Below are 18,480 nucleotides of genomic sequence, written 5' to 3'. Positions count from 1 at the left end.
CGCGGTAGCCGCCCCCGGCCATGGATGGCCGATGGCGGCGGGCCCCCGGAGCAATGCCTTCGTTACGGCATGCCGAGCCTAGGCGAGGCACCGAATGGCGGGGCAAAGCGCTTTGGTTACTTTCCGCCGGGCCGCGCAGGCTTTTCGAAAGTGACCCGCCGTAAGGGCGGAACCCTAAGTCGCCATCACCACAGAAACGGATATGTCCCCCAACCTTAAGTGAACAGCATTACGCTCACTGAGCGGCGTTTCTGTTATCGGTGCTGACAGGAGAAAAGTGTCGGCGGCTGTTTTCTACTGTGTACTGAGCGCTAGCTCAATGCACTTCAATGCCAAAATGGTTGTCGGGTCGACCAGTGCGACCTCATGATTTTTGATCATGTAGGATTCGCTATGCTCAAGCACCAGCGGTAGCTCCGTACATCCCAGGATGAGCACATCAGCACCCAATTCACATAAGTGTTCTGCGGCGGTCAGGAGCTGGTCTTTGCATATGCCCTCTGTGAAACCTGCTTTGATTCCGTGATGTCCGTAAATCGACTCCATCACCAACGCTTGGTAATCCACGCCAGGGGCAATTATTTGAAGCCCTGCTTGTCGAGCTGCCTCGTGATAAACCTGACTTTTGATGGTGCCGGACGTCGCTAGCAGCCCGACGGTTTTGCCGGCACCGTACCGCTGCACGATAGCCTCTACCGTTTCAGTCAGCATATTCACGATAGGTACACGCAGGTGCGTCTGGATGCGCTCAACAAAGGCGTGTGCTGTGTTGCACGGAATCGCAATGGCATTGGCACCGGCGCTTTCCAGTCGTTTGCACGTTGCATACATCGCCATCGTCGGATCAGTTTCGTCGTTCAGCAGATTGGCTGTGCGATCAGGGATCTGGGGGTTCTGTTCCACCACCATTTTGATGTGTTCCTGATCGCGACCTGCCGGTGTGTGCGCCACAACCTTACCCATGAAGTCGACCGTTGCCGCTGGCCCAACTCCACCTACAATCCCAAGCTTGAAAGGCGGACGGGTCGACTGGCCTTTCTCCAAGGTGGCGAAAGCGGCATAAATCTCGTTGATATCCAGGACAGTCAAGCCACGCCGTTGTAGATCACCGCAGACCAACGAAAGCTCAGTCATACCTGGCAGGATGATTGTGGCCCCCTGATCCTGAAGCGACAGGCAGGCCTGATAAACACATTCGAGTGGTACACCGTCAAGGAATCCATCTTTGATGCCGTTAACCCCGTACATGGCGTCCATCAACCCGGATTGCGCGTTATCGTTTGGATAAACCAGCTTGAAGTCATTGCTAAAATAGCGCTCAAACAACCCGGAGTGCCGAACATAGTCGGATGCGATGATTCCCAACGTACTGCCGTGTTCAGCGACATGATCCACATGCTTGCGTAACGCCGCCATCATATCCAGAACGGGTATCCCAATTTCCTCCTGGATCTCCTCCCGAAAGGTGTGACTGGCAAAGCAAGGCAGTAAGACTGCATTGACTTCGCTCGCCTCGAACGTCTGACAAACCTGAAATACATAAAACTTTCTGGAGGTCATGCTGGCACCCTGATCAAGAGGCATCAGCACGTCCTTGAACGGGTATTGTTCAAACAGAAAGTGATAGCGACCTTGATCCTCCAGAACAGCTCTGGACTTCACCAATTTGTGGAAAAGATCACCGCCGGCCAGTGAGCCAAGCCCGCCAACGATACCTAGTTTGCGAGCGAACGATGACCCGCTGGACGGCTTTGATTTACCTTTCATGGTTCGGTTCTCAGGCGGTGGCTACAGTGTGATTTTGGATCGGAGATTTGTTGCCAGGCGCGTCTTCAGGTTCTTCATGTGGCTCTGATTTGGCAACCACAGCCGTCGCTATGCTGTTGCCAACGACGTTGGTGGCAGTCCTGGCCATATCAAGGAATTGGTCAATGCCAAGAATCAACAAAATGCCGGCTTCGGGAAGATTGAACATGGGTAACGTAGCCGCCACCACGACCACCGATGCTCGGGCTACACCCGCCATTCCCTTGCTGGTGATCATCAGCGTCAGCAAGATGAGCAGTTGTTGTGTGAAGCTCAAGTCGACGTTGTAGGCTTGAGCAATGAACATGATGGCGAACGCTTGATACATCATCGAACCATCAAGATTGAATGAGTACCCCAACGGAAGGACGAAGCTGGATACGCGCTTGGGCGCACCAAATTTCTCCAGTGCCTCCATGGTTTTCGGGTAAGCGGATTCGCTGCTGGCAGTGGAAAATGCGAGGAGGATGGGTTCGCGAATGAGCTTGCCCAAGGTAAACACTGAGCGACCCAGGAACAGGTAGCCGGCAGCGAACAACACGCACCACAGAATCACAATGCCCAAGTAGAACTCGGCAATCAGTTTTCCGTAATCGACTATCAAGCCAAGCCCTTGCGTGGTGATAGCCGATGCGATGGCTGCGAAAACCCCAATTGGCGCGAAGGCCATGACGAAGTCCGTGACCTTGAACATCACCTTGGCCAGCTCTTCGATGCTATCGACAATCGTTGTGTAACCCGCTCGCTTCACACCCGCCAAGGCAAACCCGAAGAATAACGAGAACACCACGATTTGCAGGATTTCGTTATTGGCCATTGCTTCAGCAATGCTGCGAGGGAACACGTGACTGATGAAAACCTTGAGGCTGAAATCCCCGGTGTTGACCACCACGGGACTTGCCGCATGCTGGACAACCTCCATGTTCAGTCCCGCACCGGGTTGGAACAGGTTGACCAGGCCCATGCCGATTGCCAGCGAGATTACCGAAGCGGTGACGAACCAGGCCATGGCTCTTAAGCCAATCCGGCCAACGGAGCGGGAGTTACCCATACTCGCGATGCCGCCGACCAAGGTAGCGAACACCAGAGGCGCGATGATCATCTTGATCATGCGTAAAAAGATGTCGGTGACCATCGAGAAGTAAGAGGCGATCTCTTTGGCGCTTTGTTCGCTCCCTGCGAAATGGTGACACGCCCAACCGACAAGCACGCCTGAGGCGATGCCAATTGCGATCCGACGCGGAAGTTTATTTTTCTTCACGGAGCTTTCCTCAAGTGGTTTTTTTGCTTTTGTTACTTGGCAGGAGACAAGTGTCATTGGGTCGAAGCTCTCTAGCGTCGCTTCAACGATTACGATTCTAGGGTCGGGTTTGAATCGTCGTGATGAGTAATCCCGATAGCCTCATGCGCTTTTGGAATAGTTTTCGAAACAGCTGCTTCGTCCTGACTGAGGCGCAGTACACTGCGCATTCGGAGCGTGAGGTGCCGGTATGCAAATCAAATGGCTGGATGATCTTTTAGCGATTTCCGAGTGGAAAAACTTTTCTCGTGCTGCGGAGGTACGGTGCGTGACCCAGTCAGCACTGTCGCGTCGCATACGGTCACTTGAGGAATGGGTTGGAGCAGAGTTGGTAGATCGCGGAACTTATCCCGTTCAGCTCACGCCTGCGGGGCGAAGTTTTTGTGAAGAGGGCCGCGAGGCATTGGCGGGGTTATTGAGACTGCGTTCAGCCTTGCGAGAGGTTGAGCGAATGCCCGGGCGATCCATCCAGGTCACTGCTGGCCACAGCCTTTCAATGACGTTTCTACCGAAATGGCTAACCCAATTTCAGCAGCACAATGAGCAGTTCAACGCCCGAGTCGTTGCAGCGAACATTCATGACGCCGTTATCGCCTTGGAGGAGGGGAGTTGCGATCTGATGATCGTCTACCACCATCCCTTGGCACCCATTCTTCTAGACCCGGAAAAATTCGGTTGCCTGACGTTGGGACATGACGCCTTTATTCCGTTGTGTGCCCCTGACAACAACGGGCAACCGCTGTATCGCTTGCCCGGTACCTCAGCCAAAGCAGTACCTCACCTCGCTTATACGGCCACAACTTTTCTAGGTCGCGTAGCAGACATAGTCATCAAAAATGGCCCAAGTGTGAGTGTGCTGGAGCGCTGCTATGAGGCAGACATGGCGATGCTTTTGATGCGAATGGCGATAGAGGGGTATGGCGTGGCATGGTTGCCGCAAAGCGCCGTCATTGATGAGCTTCAGCGAGGTCAGTTGGTAAAAGCGGGTGGTGATGAATGGAGTACGCGACTGGAGATACGCTCCTACTGTTCCATCACCAATGAGAACCCTACGATGCGCAGCTTATGGAAAACCCTCGAAGGAGCTTCCCGCGATCTCCATGGCAAAATAGCCAATTGATCATTTAATGCTTAAGTGCTTTTTGGTTTGCGTCCACGCGAGCTTGGCTTCACCGGCACGCTCTTCCCATACTCGCTCCACCATAACGCGAGTGCCTCCATCGTCGGCCCTAGCGCACGAGCCTTTGCCGTCATTTCATATTCGACGCGCGGGGGCACTTCCGCGAAGACTGTTCGCAATACCAGGCCATCGTTTTCAAGCTCTCGGAGTTGTGCCGTCAGCATGTGCTGGGTGATGCCGCTAATCGCCTTGCGCAGTTCTCCGAAACGATAGATTCGCTGGTTCAACAACCACATGATTTCCAGTTTCCACTTGCCTGAGAGCAGCGCAAATGCGCGGCGCATTTCCTCGTGCATGTTGATCTGAACGTCGCCAATAGTCTGGTTTTCCATACTAAGCACCACTTTTTCATCCTACTTGTAGCTTTTCATATTAGGCGACATCTTTGACCTGAGTCGACGCATTCACCTTACGGCCAAGTAACCACGGCATATCAAGTAACCCCTAACTGATTGGAGATCAACATGTCCCGACTCAATGGAAAAGTTGCCATTGTCACTGGCGCCGGCCGCGGCATCGGCCGAGCCACAGCGAAGCTTTTCGCGGAGGAAGGTGCGAAGGTGGCGGTCGTTTCACGCACGGCTGAAAATGTCGCTGCTGTTGTCGCTGAGATCCAGGCTACGGGTGGTATCGCCCTCGGAGTAGTCTGTGATATCGCCGACCCGGATCAAATCAAAGCTGCCGTAGAAAAGGTGGTGGCTGTGTATGGCCGGATCGATATTCTTGTGAACAATGCCTTCGACCCCTCGGTTGTTCTTTCATCGGTTCTCGATCTGTCGGCCGAGCAATTGCAACGCAATTTGGAAATGGGGCCTATTGCCTATCTACGGACGATGCAAGCCTGTTACCCCCACCTCAAAGCCAGCGGGGAGGGTAGGGTCATTAACTTCGCCTCGCTGGCCGGTGTCATCGGCCTGCAGGGATACGCTCCGTACAACATGGCGAAGGAGGCGGTGCGCGCCTTGACTCGCTCGGCGGCAAGGGAGTGGGGGGCTGACAAGATCACAGTAAACAATGTGATGCCGGTTGCAGACACTTGGGGTGCCGCGGCCAATGCGCCCGCACCCACTAACGTACTTGGCCGTTATGGATCGCCCGAAGAGGACATTGCGCCGGTCGTGCTATTCCTCGCCAGCAAGGATGCACAATTCCTGACGGGTTACAGCCTGACGCCTGATGGTGGCCAAATCATCGACAGCGCACGCTGACGGTCACGTCCAGTTACCGAGCGTATTCTCCACCGAAACCGCAAGACATGCCTTGGTGTGTCTTGTGGTTATTTCAAGCGATATTCGCTGCGGCAAGAGGCTCCCGCGATGCTGCGCGTGCAGCCAGGAAGGCAAGAACGGCCGCCACGCCCAGCACAGTGGCGCTCAACTCGAAGGTCGCTCGATAGCCGCTCGAGTCGAAGACCAGCCCGCCAACGGTTGCGCCAGACGCAATAGCGAGTTGGATGATCGCCACCATTAAGCCGCCTCCCGCTTCGGCAGCGTCTGGCAACGTTCTCGCCAGCCATGTCCACCATCCCACAGGCGCTGCAGTCGCAACCAGTCCCCAGAGGCCAAGCAAGACAGTCGTGGTAGCCGCCGAGCTACCGAATGAAACAAGCGCCAGTGCAATCACCGCCATCAAGATCGGGATGACGATGAGTGTTCGATGCAGGCCATTTTTCAAGAACGCTTCAATCAGGAAGGTTCCTGCGAGGCCCGCAAGACCCAGGACGAGCAACATCAACGACAGCATGGAAACACTGACGTGCGTGACCGTTTCAAGGAACGGGCGCAAATAGGTAAACAGCATGAACTGGCCCATGAAAAACACGCTGACCGCCACCATGCCTAACGCGACCGGCGTGCTTTTCATCAACTTGAAGACGTTGCCAGCGCCTGAACCGTTTTGCGATTTCATCGGTGGAAGGCTTAACAACAGCCATACACAAGCGACTATCGCGACTGGGATGACGCACAAGAATGCCCCGCGCCAGCCAATCAGGGCGCCGAGAAAACTGCCCAATGGCGCTGCAATAACCGTCGCCAAAGCGTTGCCGCCGTTGACGATTGCCATTGCGCGAGTGATCTGGTCATCAGGCACCAGGCGCATGGCGGTTGCCGCCGACAATGACCAGAAGCCACCTATCGCAACGCCGATCAGCGCGCGGCCGATCATGAACACCCAGTAGTTCGGCGCGAACGCGACCACTGTTCCAGAAAAAATCATAAGCAGTGTCAGTAAGAGGAGCAGCGGTTTGCGGTCAACCCGCGCAGCCACCGATGCGATCAGAAGACTGGTGAACAAGGCAAACAGCCCCGAAACGGAAATGCCCTGACCGGCTTGTCCTTCGGTGATATGCAGATCCGCGGCAATGGGTGTCAGCAGGCTGACGGGCATGAACTCCGATGCCACGAGCACGAAGGCGGCGAGCGACATGGCAAATACGGCACCCCATGATTTATGGGGTACTGGGATGGTGTGATCAGTCATTGGTTGAATCCTGTATTGCGCGAAGCGTCGTAGCCCCGAGGACGAGGCTACGAGAGAAACGATGCCCGGCCAGGGCACCGAACGGGCTACTTCAGGTTGCTTTTGAAGAACATAGTCAGCTTGTCGTATGGAATGAGGTTGACCCGGTCGTAGAGATCGACATGGTTGGTGCCCGGAATGATGACCAGTTCTTTAGGCTCCGCTGCACGCTTGTAGGCATCTTCACTGTATTCACGAGAATGAGCCTCGGAGCCAGCGATAAACAGAAGCGGACGTGGCGATCTTAAAGGTGACCTTTTCTGCGATTACCTTTTCGCTTTTGTAGAAGTTGTCAGCACCGTTGGACATATCAGCTCCCATTGTTGAGAAAGAGGCGATAAGCAGCCCCAGGGCAAGAAAGAGTCTGTTCATTCGATAATCCTTACTTTTGGATGGTGTCCATTTGCGTTCTTGAATCTGAGGCGCTTAGTCAACCAATGTGGAGTTGTCGATCACGAAGCGGTACTTGACGTCGCCCTTGAGCATTCGCTCGTAGGATTCATTTATCTGGTCTGCTCGAACCAGTTCGATGTCGGCGACGATGCTGTGCTCGGCGCAGAAATCCAGCATCTCCTGTGTTTCGGGGATGCCTCCGATCATCGAGCCGGCAATCGTTCGACGCTTCATGATCAGGTTGAATACGTTCGGCGATGGGTGTGGCGAGGCGGGCGCACCAACCAGCGTCAGCGCACCATCACGCTTGAGCAGCACCAGAAACGCATCAAGGTCGTGGGGGGCTGCGACGGTGTTGAGAATGAAGTCGAAACTTTTGGTATGTGCAGCCATTTCTTCAGGGTTGCGCGATACGACGACCTCATCGGCGCCTAACGCCTTTGCCGCCTCGCGCTTGGATTCAGAGGTGGTAAACGCCACGACGTGGGCGCCCATCGCATGAGCCAGCTTGATGCCCATGTGGCCCAGACCGCCGATGCCGACCACGCCGATCTTTTTCCCCGGTCCAGCGTTCCAGTGACGCAGAGGCGAGTAGGTGGTGATGCCCGCGCATAGCAACGGTGCGACGGCAGCCAGTTGCGCCTCGGGATGGCGGATGCGCAACACGTAGCGCTCATGCACCACAATGTTTTGCGAGTAGCCGCCCAGCGTCCAGCCGGGTGCGTCCTGTGTCGGAAAGTTGTAGGTGCCGACCATTCCGTCGCAATAGTTTTCCAGGCCTGTCTCACAGTCGTCACAGTCTTTACAGCTGTCGACGACGCAGCCGACACCGACCAGATCCCCGACTTTGAAATCCGCTACATGTGCGCCCACCGCCGATACGCGACCGACAATTTCGTGCCCCGGTACACAAGGAAATTGCGTGCCCGCCCACTCTGCGCGCACTTGGTGCAAATCTGAATGGCAGATGCCACAGAAGGCGATATCGATCTGAACATCATGGGCTGCAGGCTCGCGGCGGTTGATCTGCATTGACTCAAGGGGTTTGTCGCCCGCGTGAGCACCGTAGGCTTTGACAAGCATGGGAGCATCCTCGATGGGTTTGTCGGATGAACATTCTCCCGCTCTGTGCAGACCCTCTGTAGTGCATTCCGCTGGATTACTTGCCTGATTCTATGAGTCTCTGTTTTTTTGCAGGACGGTCGTGAACTGGCGAGTTAGAGTTCAGCGAAGAGGTACAAGACGAACATGACGAACATGACGATCAAACACGACACCGCGCCTCAACAGACATCGCCGCAAGAATCGCTTGCGCAGATCATCGGCGCGCAGATTCCGAAACCAGGTGATTACGGAACGCCCATTACGGGCCTCGGCTTCTTCAGGCGCGAATATCCATCACCGCCTGTCGTCTGCATGGTCGAGCCAAGCATCATCCTCGTCGCCCGGGGTGAGAAACAGCTTTGGGTAGGCGGCGAAGGCTACCCGTATGACACGTCGCGATTTCTGATCACCTCATTGGACTTGCCTGCCAATTCAGAAGTGCTGGCGGCAAGCCCGGAACAACCATGCCTGGGACTGACTTTGAAGCTCGATCTGCGCATGCTGGCTGAGCTGATAGCGCAAAGTGACCTGCCGCCACCCCGTGATCGATCAGTTGCGAAGGGAGTAGGAATTGGTTCAGTGACCCCTGCGATGCTGGCGTCATTCGAGCGCTTATTGGCACTGCTCGATGAACCGGAATCCATTCCTGTTCTGGCCCCCTTGATCCAACGCGAGATTCACTACCGTCTCTTGCAGAGTGATCAGGCGAGCCGGCTACGACAAATAACTTCTGTCGATGGCCAAGGTTACCGGATCGCCAAAGCCATCGATTGGCTGAAGTTGAATTACACCTTGGCGCTTCGTGTCGATGAGCTTGCGGCCCGGGTGCAGATGAGCACTCCGACCTTTCACCACCACTTCCGCCAACTCACCACAATGAGCCCCTTGCAATACCAGAAATGGCTGCGACTGAACGAGGCAAGGCGTTTGATGCTCAATGAACATCAGGATGTGTCCAGTGCGGCTTTCAAGGTCGGATATGAAAGTCCGTCCCAGTTCAGCCGCGAATACAGCCGTCTGTTTGGCGTACCCCCCAAGCGGGATATTGCGGTGTTGCGTGGCAATGCCAATGGCACTGCAACGCGAAAGCAGTCATGAGAAACCAATGGGGGCACCGTGACAGATTCACATTCATGGAATGCATTATCGCGGTGATTGAACGCTTCCTGCCGATGACAATCGATTGCCAGGGGGCAGGAACACGGTGAGTCAATAAATTTGTCCCCTTTTTTCCGCGAAGTAGGAGAATCAAAGCTGGCGCGTCGGCTGCTAATACCTTTTTCACCTCAGGCGCCAGAACAACGCCGAACAGTTGGCCAATCGAAAAGAATCGAAATCATGCAAGCACATACTTACCAACTGCTGGAAGTCGCCAACGGCAAACCGATCAAGCTCTGGACCGAAGGCGTCCCGGTAGAAAACGAAGCCAGACAGCAGTTGATGAACACCGCCAAGATGCCGTTCATCTTCAAGCATCTGGCGGTGATGCCCGATGTACACCTGGGCAAGGGCTCGACCATCGGCAGCGTGATTCCCACGGTCGGCGCGATCATTCCGGCCGCCGTCGGCGTGGATATTGGTTGCGGGATGATCGCCGCGTGCACGTCGCTGACCGCCAGCGATTTACCGGACAACCTGCATGGCTTGCGTTGTGCGATCGAGAAAGCGGTGCCCCATGGCCGCACCGGGGGGCGCGGCGGTCGGGACAAGGGTGCCTGGGACAGCGTTCCGCATCAGGCGGACCGGGCCTGGGCGGCACTGGATTCGCGGTTCAAGGCGATCACCGGCAAGTACCCGAAACTCGCCAACACCAATAACCGTGGGCACTTGGGCACGCTGGGCAGCGGGAACCACTTCATCGAGGTGTGCCTGGATGAAACCAACCGGGTCTGGTTCATGCTGCACAGCGGTTCCCGTGGCGTTGGCAACGCTATCGGCAACCTGTTCATTCAAATGGCTCAGGCGGACATGCGTCAGCACCTCGCCAATCTGCCGGACCGTGACCTGGCTTACTTTAAAGAGGGCAGCCGGCACTTCGATGACTACGTCGAAGCGGTCGGCTGGGCCCAGGACTTCGCCAGGCAGAACCGTGCATTGATGATGCAAGCGGTGATTCAGGCGACGCGGAAAGTGATCAGTAAGCCTTTTGAGGCTGCGCTGGAAGCGGTGAACTGCCACCACAACTACGTGCAGAAAGAGCGGCATTTTGGTGAGGATATTCTGGTCACCCGCAAAGGCGCGGTATCGGCCAGGAAGGGCGAGCTGGGGATTATTCCGGGATCGATGGGCGCCAAAAGCTTCATCGTTCGCGGGCTGGGTAACGAGGATTCCTTCTGCTCTTGCAGTCACGGCGCCGGCCGCACCATGAGTCGTACCAAAGCGAAAAGCCTGTTTACCGTCGAAGATCAGATCCGTGCCACCGCCCACGTGGAGTGCCGCAAGGATGCTGCCGTCATCGATGAAATTCCGATGGCCTACAAGGACATCGACCACGTCATGCACGCCCAGCGCGATTTGGTGGAAGTGCTGCACACTTTGCGTCAGGTGGTGTGCGTAAAAGGATAGGAAAAAGAGGCGCGCGTTCGTCGCGGCAGCATTGGAGCGTACCTACCCAAACTGCCGCGCACTCAGGAAGACACTACGTCACTACTTCACCGCATAGAACTTGCGCACATACCGCGTACTTTTCCACGCGCACCGTGCACCTAGCGGCACAAACACACTGTCGCCGGTGTTGACCTCCACGCTCGTTCCATCAGGCGCCAGCAGGGTGAAGCTGCCTTCGATCAGGTTCATCAGCTCATGGAGTTTGTGGGGCCGGCCGTGACGCTCATACGGTGTCGAATCCCAAACGCCGACACGTAAGTGGGTGGCGTCGTCTTCGAAGGCATTGTGTGAGCGACACTGCGGCGTCGGTCCGATCAAAATCTGCGGTTCCGGTGCGGCCGACGGCGAGAGCATGTCCAGTGGGTCGAGCGAGGTCAGGCCAGGTGTCGGGTTTGCGCTGGGGCTGGTGACGGCACAAAAGGCCCAGCATGTATCAGCTTGGGCCTGAAGACGCAGCGCTGTACCGCGACCGATCACGGCGCTGGCGCCGACACCCAGTTTCAGCGTCTGCGTTTCGGATTGCAGCACGACGTGGCCGGCGTGGACCACGATCACTTCGGTGTGCGGAAAGTCATCGCTATCGAGAGTCCCGCTGGCGTGCACGATGCCCGCTGACACGCCATCCGGCCCGTTGTAGGCCAGCTGGCGACCGTCCTTGAACGGATCGAAAGCACCCAAAGACGCTGCTGTAAAAGACGTGGTAACGCGGCTGCCGTCGGCGCGAGCCAACAGCAGAACGGTAGGTTCAGACATACGGGTGACGCTCCATAAAAAAGACTGAGAGGGACAGCGATCAGCCAATGGCTTGAGTCACCAGTGCAAACTGCTGGACGCCATTAGCTGTTTGCGGCGGCGTGCCCTTGGCCATTTGCGCTACGGTATCGACCTGCTTCAAACCTGCCGACTCCAGCCATTCAGCCAGGCTGCTGTCTGCCGGAATGTCGATGCGCACGAAGGCGTCCGGTACTTGCGCCAGCAACACCGCGATCAGGTGTTTAGCCTGCTCGAGGTTTTCGGCGACGACCGGGCCGATGCAACGCCCACGGCCGAAGGGGCGCAGCAAGGCGAAGGCACGTAACTGGCCGTCGCGTTCGATCCCCACCGAATGCTCGACCACCTCAAACAGATCGGTCAGCACCGCTTTGCGATCCAGGCCGCTGCCGGCGTTGGCCAACGCCAGCACGCGAGCCTGATCCGCCGCGTTCAGCGCACGGCAATGTTCGCCGTCGGCCAGTGCTTTGGGCGCGGGTGCATTGGCGTTGCCCTGATGCTGCTGAATCCGGCCGAATTCGACAAAGCCCTGACTGGCGTAAAGCGGTGCGCCGGCCAGTGTGGCGTTGAGCATGGGGGTGCGTGACTGGCAGGCATCCAGTGCCTGTTCCATGAGCTTGCGACCGATGCCCTTGCCTTGATAGTCATCACTGACGATCACCAGGCCAATGGTGGTGAAGCCGCCTTGGGGGCAGGCGAATGCCGTGCCGATCAGACGCTCGCCATCGAGTACCACAAAACCGTCGCTGACCCGTTGCAGCATTGCCCAGTCATCCAGGCGATGGGGCCACTTCAACTGCACGGACAAGGCATGGGCCGAGGGCAGGTCGGCGGCCGTCATTGGCCGATAGACATAAGCAGGTTGTTGCAAGGCGGACATGGCGAGTCTCCGTTGGACAATGTGCGCGAGCGGCCGGTTTTCCAGCGCGATGGTGCCTGTATCCCATCTGTGCGAAGGCCTGACAAGGGGGGCTTGAGCATTCGGCAGATTCCGCAAGCCCGAGGCCGGGAGACCACACTTACTACTTAAATGCACCGCAAGGTCGGCAGCAAATGCCAGGGCTTTTTTTCTACGATGGAGACCTGAGTTCACGACGCCTCGTCCCTTATTTGGAGTGCTCCATGGATAGCTTCGATCCCCGCCTTATCGCTGTGCGCAGCGCTCACTTCATTGCTGGAAAGTACCGCGATGCACAACCCGGGCTTGAGGTGGTGCGCCCCTCTGACGGCCAGGTCTATGCGCAGTTGCCAATCGCCGATGCCGACGTGGTGGATGAAGCGGTCACTGATGCCTGGCAGGCGTTCAACCGCAGTGACTGGGCCAGCCGTCCACCCCGGGAGCGGGCGCGGGTGATGCGCCGCTGGGCCGATCTGATCGAAGCGGACGCCGCCATTCTGGCACCGCTGGAAGCCGTGGGCTCGACACGTCCTCATAAAGATGTGATCGCCTGGGATATTCCCTATGTCGCCGAAGGCATTCGCTTTTTCGCCGAGCTGGCGGACAAACATGGCGGTCACGTGGCGGCGACCCAGACCGATCGACTGGGCATGCAGATCGCCGAACCCTACGGCGTCATTGCCGCCATCGCACCGTGGAACTTCCCTTTGAGCATGGCCTCCTGGAAAGTGGCCCCGGCGTTGGCCGCCGGTAATGCCGTGGTGCTCAAACCTTCGGAGCTGACGCCGTTCTCCAGCCTGCGCTTTGCCGAACTGGCACTGCAGGCGGGCATTCCGGCGGGGATTTTCAACGTTATCCAGGGCGATGGCCGCATCACCGGCGATGCTTTGTGTCGCCATCCGCGCGTGGCCAAGGTGACGTTCACCGGGTCCACGGCGACGGGGTCGAGCATCATGTCGACCTGCGCGTTGGTGGGGCCGAAACCGGTGACACTGGAACTCGGCGGCAAGAGCCCGCAACTGGTATTCGCCGACGTGCCGGACATCGCCAAAACCGCGCGCACTGTGGCGCTGGCCATCACCGGCAACGCCGGGCAGGTGTGCGTGTCCGGTTCGCGGTTGTTGATCCAGCGCTCGATCATGGAACCCTTTATTGCGCATTTGCAGGCGTATTTCGAGGAACTGCGCCCGGGGCCGACCTGGTCGTCCGAGAGCACGCTGTCGCCGATCATTTCCCGACTGCAAGCCAGCCGCATCGACGGCATCGTCCAGCGCTCGCGTCAGGCCGGTGCTGAAGTGCTGACCGGCGGCGGAGTGTTTGAAGGTCTGGGCGGCGCTTATTACCAACCGACCTTGCTGACGGGGCTGGACAATGACAACCCGGCCGTCTGCGAAGAAATCTTCGGCCCGGTGCTGACGGTGCAGGCATTCGATGATGAAGAGCAGGCGCTGAGCCTGGCCGCGCATGCCACCTACGGCCTGGCGGCGGGCGTACACACCGCCGATATCAATCGCGCCCTGCGACTGGTTCGGCGGCTGGAGGCGGGGACCGTTTGGGTTAACCGTTACGGGCGCAGTAACGATTACATCCTGCCGACCGGCGGCTACAAACGCTCCGGCATCGGCAAGGACCTGGGGCGCGAAGCGTTCGAAGCGAATTTACGCTTCAAGAGTGTGCTGATCGATATCGTCCAGTAATACAAATCCCCCTGTGGGAGCGGGCTTGCTCGCGAAGAGGGAGTGTCAGTCGACATCAATGCTGCCTGACACACCGCCTTCGCGAGCAAGCCCGCTCCCACAGGTTCTCACCAGCCTCCAGATCTTCAACATGTCAAACGGGCGCTTCCGCAAGGAAGCGCCCGTTTTCGTTCAGCCCGGCGCAGGTTCTGCGGTAGATCGGTGCGTGATCGGCCCTTGCAGGGCTATAAAGGCCCATAAGAGCGCACAAATACGGGGTTTGCCCAAGGCTTGTGCGCGCCGCAAAGTCTGCTGAGGGCGGGCGTTAAAACGGTGGTTTGTATCAAGCGAAGGTCGCTTTTAACGCCATCTGCTGATTTCACAGTGTTGTAATGACGGTGTGCTGCAGCGTTGCATCACAGCTTCGGTAACGAAGCGAATGCTTGTCACGCCATGACCTCAACGAACTTCAGGACCGCACTCAATGAGCTTTCTTCGCCCCAAATTCATTACGTTCGACTGCTACGGTACGCTGACCAATTTCCACATGGGCACGATGACTCGCGAACTGTTCGCCGATCGCGTGAAGCCCGAGCAGATGGATCAGTTCGTCAAGGACTTCTCGGCCTATCGCCTGGACCAGGTCATGGGTGACTGGATGCCGTATGACGAAATCCTCAAGACCGCACTGGCGCGGACCTGCAAGCGCTGGGGCATCGAATACCGTGACGAAGGTCAGCTGTATTACGACGCCGTGCCGACCTGGGGCCCGCACCCCGATGTGCCGGCCGGCCTGTCGAAGATCGCCGACAAGATCCCGCTGGTGATTTTCTCCAACGCCAGCGACAGCCAGATCATGTCCAACGTCGACAAGCTCGGCGCACCGTTCCACAAGGTTTTTACCGCCGAACAGGCCCAGGCTTACAAGCCGCGTCTGGCCGCGTTCGAGTACATGCTCGACAACCTCAACTGCGGACCGGAAGACATCTTGCATGTGTCCTCCAGCTTCCGTTACGACCTGATGCCGGCCCACGACATGAAGATCAAGAACAAGGCCTTCGTCGCCCGTGGTCACGAAGTCCCGGGCAATGCTTTCTACGGCTACCAACAGATCACCGATATTGGCGGGCTGGCGGCGCTGGTGGGTCTCTGAGTCGAACGGTAACGGCACTCTTCAGCGCATTCTTTTTTTGGCATAGGCGGGTTAGACATGGGCAGTGAATCCTACTGGCTCGACACCGCACCGGCGTTCAGCGGTGCACAGCTCGGCGCATTGCCCGGGCAGGTCGACGTGGCCATCGTCGGTGGTGGTTTCACCGGCCTGGCGGCGGCCCGGGCGTTGGCCTTGAAGGGCGCCAGTGTGGTGGTGCTGGAGGCCGGACGGGTCATCGGTGAAGCGTCGGGGCGCAATGGCGGCCAGTGCAACACCGGCGTTGCCCAGGACTATGCCGGGCTCAGCGCCAGCCTCGGTGCCGACAAGGCTCGGGCTTATTACCAGGCCTACGAAAGCGCGGTGCAGAGTGTCGTTTCATTGGTGGAACAGGAGCAGATCGCCTGCGACCTGATTCGCAATGGCAAACTCAAACTGGCGGCCAAGCCCATGCACTACGAGGGCCTGGCACGGACCTGCGAACTGATTCGCAAGGAAGTGGATGCCGACGTCGAATTGCTGACTGCCGAGCAGACCCGAGCGGAAGTCAATTCGGCCCAGTTCCACGGTGGCTTGCTGCAGCGCAACGGCGTGCAGATGCATGTCGGGCGCTTCGGTGTCGGGTTGGCCGAGGCCGCCGCTCGCCAGGGTGCGTTGATCCATCAAGGCACCTCGGTTGTGGACTGGAAAGCCCGGGCCGGCGGTTATCAGGTCAACACCAGCAAGGGATCGCTGCACGCCGGCCAGGTGCTGTTGGCCACGGGCGCCTGTCAGCACGGCGGTTTGGGCTGGTACCGGCGGCGGATCGTGCCGGTGGGCAGTTTCGTGATTGCCACCGAAGTCCTTCCACCGTCGCTGATCGAGCAGTTGTTGCCGGGCCGCCGCGCCTATGTCACCAGCCGCATGATCGGTAACTACTTCCGCCTGACCCCGGACAATCGCCTGCTGTTTGGCGGCCGTGCGCGGTTCGCCATGTCGGACAGCGTCAATGACGCCAAGAGCGGCAAGGTGCTGCAAGCGGCGATGGTGCAGATGTTCCCGCAGTTGGCCAACGTGAAGATCGACTACTGCTGGGGCGGGTTGGTGGACATGACGTCCGATCGCTTGCCCCGTGCCGGTCAGCACGGCGGGATTTATCACTCCATGGGCTACAGCGGCCATGGCGTGCAGATGTCGGTGCACATGGGCCAGGTCATGGCCGATGTCATGGCCGGCAACGTCGAAGCCAACCCTTGGCGTGAACTCGAATGGCCGGCGATTCCCGGGCATTTCGGCAAACCGTGGTTCCTGCCGTTTGTGGGCGCCTATTACCGTTTCCAGGATTATTTGCATTGAGTTGATGTTGTGGCGTCACCGTCGTTTGCGTTTCCAGGACGTTCCGGTCAACCGGGACACTCGAGCCTTCTCATTTTCGACAGGTACAACTGATATGACTGACAACAAGATCGACTCCCAACTGATCTCCGGCCAGGAAAGCCTGCGGGTATTCGAAGGCCTCAATCGCGGCATGTCGCGCCGTAATGCCCTGCAAATGCTCGGCGTGGCCGGTGTGGCTGCGGCGGGCGCAGGCAGCCTGTTTGGCGCCGCCGGTAAACTGTTCGCCGAAGAAGCTGCCACCCCCGGCAAAGGCAAACCGGGCGGGCGGATTCGTGTCGCCGGCATGTCCAGTTCCACCGCCGATACGCTGGACCCGGCCAAAGGCGCGCTGTCCACCGACTACGTGCGTCACTTCATGTTCTACAACGGCCTGACCCGTTTCGACGCCCACCTGGTGCCGCAACTGGAACTGGCCGAGCGCATCGACAACACCGATGCCACGCTGTGGACCATCACCCTGCGCAAGGACGTGACCTTCCACAACGGCAAGACCCTGAGCGCCGCCGACGTGGTGTACTCGCTGTCGCGCCACAAGGATCCGCTGACCGGTTCCAAGGTCATGCCGCTAATGGCGCAGTTCGAAGAAATCAAAGCCACCGGCCCCAACGAAGTTCAAATCCGTCTGAGCGCGCCGAACGCCGAGCTGCCGTCGATCCTCGCCGTGTCGCACCTGATGATCGTTCCGGAAGGCACCACCGATTTTAACCAAGGCATTGGCACTGGGCCGTTCAAGGTCAAGGAATTCAAACCAGGCGTACGCTCGATTGCCGCGCGCAATACCGGCTACTGGAAACCGGGCCTGCCGTACCTGGACGAGATCGAGTTCATCGCCATCGCCGACGAGCCGTCGCGGATCAACGCGCTGCTGTCGGGCGACGTGCACCTGATCAACGAGGTCAACCCGCGCTCAACCACGCGCATCAAGGCCAGCCCCAAGCACCGGGTCGTCGATGCACCCTCGGGCAACTACACTGACTTGATCATCCGCCAGGATCAGATGCCGGGCAAAAGCGCTGAATTCACCCAGGCCATGAAGTACCTGCTGGACCGTGAACAGGTCAAATCCGCAGTGTTCCGCGGCTTTGCCGTAGTCGGTAACGACCATCCGATTTCCCCGGGTTCGCGCTACTACAACGCCGACCTGCCGCAAAGGGTCTACGACCCGGAAAAAGCCAAGTTCCTGCTGAAGAAGGCCGGCATGGAAAGCATCACCATGCCGCTGGTCGCATCGCCGGCCGCCACCGGTTCGGTGGACATCGCGGTGCTGTTGCAACAGTCGGCGAAACAGGCCGGGCTCAAGCTCGACGTCAACCGCCTGCCAAGCGACGGCTACTGGTCCAACCACTGGATGAAGCACCCGCTGAGCTTCGGCAACATCAACCCGCGGCCGAACGCCGACGTGATGTTCTCGCAGTTCTTCCAGTCGAAAGCACCCTGGAACGAATCGGGTTGGCAGAACGATCAGTTCGATCAGTTGCTGATGCTCGCCCGCGGTGAAACCGACGATGCCAAGCGCAGCAAGATGTACGCCGACATGCAGACCCTGGTGCATGACCACAGCGGTATCGGCGTGCCGGTGTTCATCAGCAACATCGACGGCGTCGACCAACGCATCAAAGGCTACGGCAGCAATCCGCTGGGCGGTTTCATGGGCTACATGTTCGCCGAGCAGGTCTGGCTGGACGCTTGATGGGTAGT

The 18,480-nt window shown here is 58.1% G+C and carries 16 protein-coding genes and 1 pseudogene; 8 read left to right on the top strand and 9 right to left on the bottom strand.

The window, feature by feature from the left end; all coding sequences use genetic code 11:
* Window positions 1-294 precede the first annotated feature (294 nt).
* Complete coding sequence (locus ASC74_RS21760) at window positions 295-1,767, bottom strand: amino acid racemase (protein ID WP_056743975.1); 1,473 nt, start codon at window positions 1,765-1,767, stop codon at window positions 295-297.
* Between the two features lie 10 nt (window positions 1,768-1,777).
* Entirely contained in the window at window positions 1,778-3,067 is a 1,290-nt protein-coding gene (locus ASC74_RS21755; RefSeq protein ID WP_056743973.1) for a dicarboxylate/amino acid:cation symporter, read from the bottom strand.
* A 229-nt stretch (window positions 3,068-3,296) separates the two neighbouring features.
* Here ASC74_RS21755 and ASC74_RS21750 point away from each other — a divergent pair, with 229 nt between their 5' ends.
* Window positions 3,297-4,226: a LysR substrate-binding domain-containing protein gene (locus ASC74_RS21750; RefSeq protein ID WP_056743971.1), complete on the top strand. Its 930-nt coding sequence runs from the start codon at window positions 3,297-3,299 to the stop codon at window positions 4,224-4,226.
* A gap of 11 nt (window positions 4,227-4,237) precedes the next feature.
* Here ASC74_RS21750 and ASC74_RS21745 read toward each other — a convergent pair whose 3' ends face one another.
* Window positions 4,238-4,570, bottom strand: coding sequence for a winged helix-turn-helix transcriptional regulator (locus ASC74_RS21745; RefSeq protein ID WP_201784098.1), 333 nt, complete (start codon window positions 4,568-4,570; stop codon window positions 4,238-4,240).
* 180 nt (window positions 4,571-4,750) lie between these two features.
* Between ASC74_RS21745 and ASC74_RS21740 the strand changes: the two genes are divergently transcribed.
* Window positions 4,751-5,494: an SDR family NAD(P)-dependent oxidoreductase gene (locus ASC74_RS21740; RefSeq protein ID WP_056743969.1), complete on the top strand. Its 744-nt coding sequence runs from the start codon at window positions 4,751-4,753 to the stop codon at window positions 5,492-5,494.
* A 73-nt stretch (window positions 5,495-5,567) separates the two neighbouring features.
* On the opposite strand, the gene ASC74_RS21735 is transcribed toward ASC74_RS21740, so the two are convergent.
* From ASC74_RS21735 to ASC74_RS21725, 4 genes and pseudogenes are all read right to left on the bottom strand, one after another.
* Window positions 5,568-6,767: an MFS transporter gene (locus ASC74_RS21735; RefSeq protein ID WP_056743967.1), complete on the bottom strand. Its 1,200-nt coding sequence runs from the start codon at window positions 6,765-6,767 to the stop codon at window positions 5,568-5,570.
* A gap of 86 nt (window positions 6,768-6,853) precedes the next feature.
* Window positions 6,854-7,048: pseudogene (locus tag ASC74_RS32240) on the bottom strand (alpha/beta hydrolase); the annotation flags it as partial.
* Window positions 6,999-7,178, bottom strand: coding sequence for a hypothetical protein (locus ASC74_RS21730; RefSeq protein ID WP_056743965.1), 180 nt, complete (start codon window positions 7,176-7,178; stop codon window positions 6,999-7,001). The pseudogene ASC74_RS32240 and the gene ASC74_RS21730, both read right to left, overlap by 50 nt.
* A gap of 54 nt (window positions 7,179-7,232) precedes the next feature.
* Window positions 7,233-8,282 carry an NAD(P)-dependent alcohol dehydrogenase gene (locus ASC74_RS21725; protein WP_056743963.1) on the bottom strand — a complete coding sequence of 350 codons (1,050 nt, stop codon included), beginning with the start codon at window positions 8,280-8,282 and terminating at the stop codon, window positions 7,233-7,235.
* Window positions 8,283-8,456: 174 nt separating this feature from the next.
* On the opposite strand from ASC74_RS21725, the gene ASC74_RS21720 reads away from it, so the two are divergent.
* Both ASC74_RS21720 and ASC74_RS21715 read left to right on the top strand, forming a co-directional pair.
* Window positions 8,457-9,401 carry an AraC family transcriptional regulator gene (locus tag ASC74_RS21720; RefSeq protein WP_056743980.1) on the top strand — a complete coding sequence of 315 codons (945 nt, stop codon included), beginning with the start codon at window positions 8,457-8,459 and terminating at the stop codon, window positions 9,399-9,401.
* A 240-nt stretch (window positions 9,402-9,641) separates the two neighbouring features.
* Window positions 9,642-10,868: an RtcB family protein gene (locus ASC74_RS21715; protein WP_056743960.1), complete on the top strand. Its 1,227-nt coding sequence runs from the start codon at window positions 9,642-9,644 to the stop codon at window positions 10,866-10,868.
* Between the two features lie 81 nt (window positions 10,869-10,949).
* Here the strand turns inward: ASC74_RS21715 and ASC74_RS21710 are convergent, their stop codons facing one another.
* Window positions 10,950-11,663: a cupin domain-containing protein gene (locus ASC74_RS21710; protein WP_056743958.1), complete on the bottom strand. Its 714-nt coding sequence runs from the start codon at window positions 11,661-11,663 to the stop codon at window positions 10,950-10,952.
* 40 nt (window positions 11,664-11,703) lie between these two features.
* A complete protein-coding gene (locus tag ASC74_RS21705; protein WP_056743956.1) occupies window positions 11,704-12,561 on the bottom strand; it encodes a GNAT family N-acetyltransferase in 858 nt (285 codons plus the stop codon).
* 242 nt (window positions 12,562-12,803) lie between these two features.
* On the opposite strand from ASC74_RS21705, the gene ASC74_RS21700 reads away from it, so the two are divergent.
* From ASC74_RS21700 to ASC74_RS21685, 4 genes are all read left to right on the top strand, one after another.
* A complete protein-coding gene (locus tag ASC74_RS21700; RefSeq protein ID WP_056743953.1) occupies window positions 12,804-14,276 on the top strand; it encodes an aldehyde dehydrogenase family protein in 1,473 nt (490 codons plus the stop codon).
* A gap of 463 nt (window positions 14,277-14,739) precedes the next feature.
* Window positions 14,740-15,408: a haloacid dehalogenase type II gene (locus ASC74_RS21695; protein ID WP_056743952.1), complete on the top strand. Its 669-nt coding sequence runs from the start codon at window positions 14,740-14,742 to the stop codon at window positions 15,406-15,408.
* A gap of 57 nt (window positions 15,409-15,465) precedes the next feature.
* On the top strand, window positions 15,466-16,740 hold the full coding sequence (locus tag ASC74_RS21690) for an NAD(P)/FAD-dependent oxidoreductase (RefSeq protein ID WP_056743950.1): 1,275 nt from the start codon (window positions 15,466-15,468) through the stop codon (window positions 16,738-16,740).
* Window positions 16,741-16,834: 94 nt separating this feature from the next.
* Window positions 16,835-18,472: an ABC transporter substrate-binding protein gene (locus tag ASC74_RS21685; protein WP_056743947.1), complete on the top strand. Its 1,638-nt coding sequence runs from the start codon at window positions 16,835-16,837 to the stop codon at window positions 18,470-18,472.
* The last annotated feature ends 8 nt before the right edge of the window (window positions 18,473-18,480 follow it).

Origin of the sequence: Pseudomonas sp. Root329 (assembly GCF_001424925.1) — a bacterium.
Lineage (GTDB): Bacteria > Pseudomonadota > Gammaproteobacteria > Pseudomonadales > Pseudomonadaceae > Aquipseudomonas > Aquipseudomonas arabinosi.
The sequence above is the reverse complement of the archived record's forward strand: the minus strand, read 5'-3'. Positions and strand labels throughout refer to the sequence as shown.

Bases quoted from the DNA above. Each gene is read 5' to 3' on its own strand.
- ASC74_RS21760 (WP_056743975.1), bottom strand. From the start codon at position 1,767: ATGAAAGGTAAATCAAAGCCGTCCAGCGGGTCATCGTTCGCTCGCAAA.
- ASC74_RS21750 (WP_056743971.1), top strand. From the start codon at position 3,297: ATGCAAATCAAATGGCTGGATGATCTTTTAGCGATTTCCGAGTGGAAA.
- ASC74_RS21745 (WP_201784098.1), bottom strand. From the start codon at position 4,570: ATGCGCCGCGCATTTGCGCTGCTCTCAGGCAAGTGGAAACTGGAAATC.
- ASC74_RS21740 (WP_056743969.1), top strand. From the start codon at position 4,751: ATGTCCCGACTCAATGGAAAAGTTGCCATTGTCACTGGCGCCGGCCGC.
- ASC74_RS21735 (WP_056743967.1), bottom strand. From the start codon at position 6,767: ATGACTGATCACACCATCCCAGTACCCCATAAATCATGGGGTGCCGTA.
- ASC74_RS21730 (WP_056743965.1), bottom strand. From the start codon at position 7,178: ATGAACAGACTCTTTCTTGCCCTGGGGCTGCTTATCGCCTCTTTCTCA.
- ASC74_RS21725 (WP_056743963.1), bottom strand. From the start codon at position 8,282: ATGCTTGTCAAAGCCTACGGTGCTCACGCGGGCGACAAACCCCTTGAG.
- ASC74_RS21720 (WP_056743980.1), top strand. From the start codon at position 8,457: ATGACGATCAAACACGACACCGCGCCTCAACAGACATCGCCGCAAGAA.
- ASC74_RS21715 (WP_056743960.1), top strand. From the start codon at position 9,642: ATGCAAGCACATACTTACCAACTGCTGGAAGTCGCCAACGGCAAACCG.
- ASC74_RS21710 (WP_056743958.1), bottom strand. From the start codon at position 11,663: ATGTCTGAACCTACCGTTCTGCTGTTGGCTCGCGCCGACGGCAGCCGC.
- ASC74_RS21705 (WP_056743956.1), bottom strand. From the start codon at position 12,561: ATGTCCGCCTTGCAACAACCTGCTTATGTCTATCGGCCAATGACGGCC.
- ASC74_RS21700 (WP_056743953.1), top strand. From the start codon at position 12,804: ATGGATAGCTTCGATCCCCGCCTTATCGCTGTGCGCAGCGCTCACTTC.
- ASC74_RS21695 (WP_056743952.1), top strand. From the start codon at position 14,740: ATGAGCTTTCTTCGCCCCAAATTCATTACGTTCGACTGCTACGGTACG.
- ASC74_RS21690 (WP_056743950.1), top strand. From the start codon at position 15,466: ATGGGCAGTGAATCCTACTGGCTCGACACCGCACCGGCGTTCAGCGGT.
- ASC74_RS21685 (WP_056743947.1), top strand. From the start codon at position 16,835: ATGACTGACAACAAGATCGACTCCCAACTGATCTCCGGCCAGGAAAGC.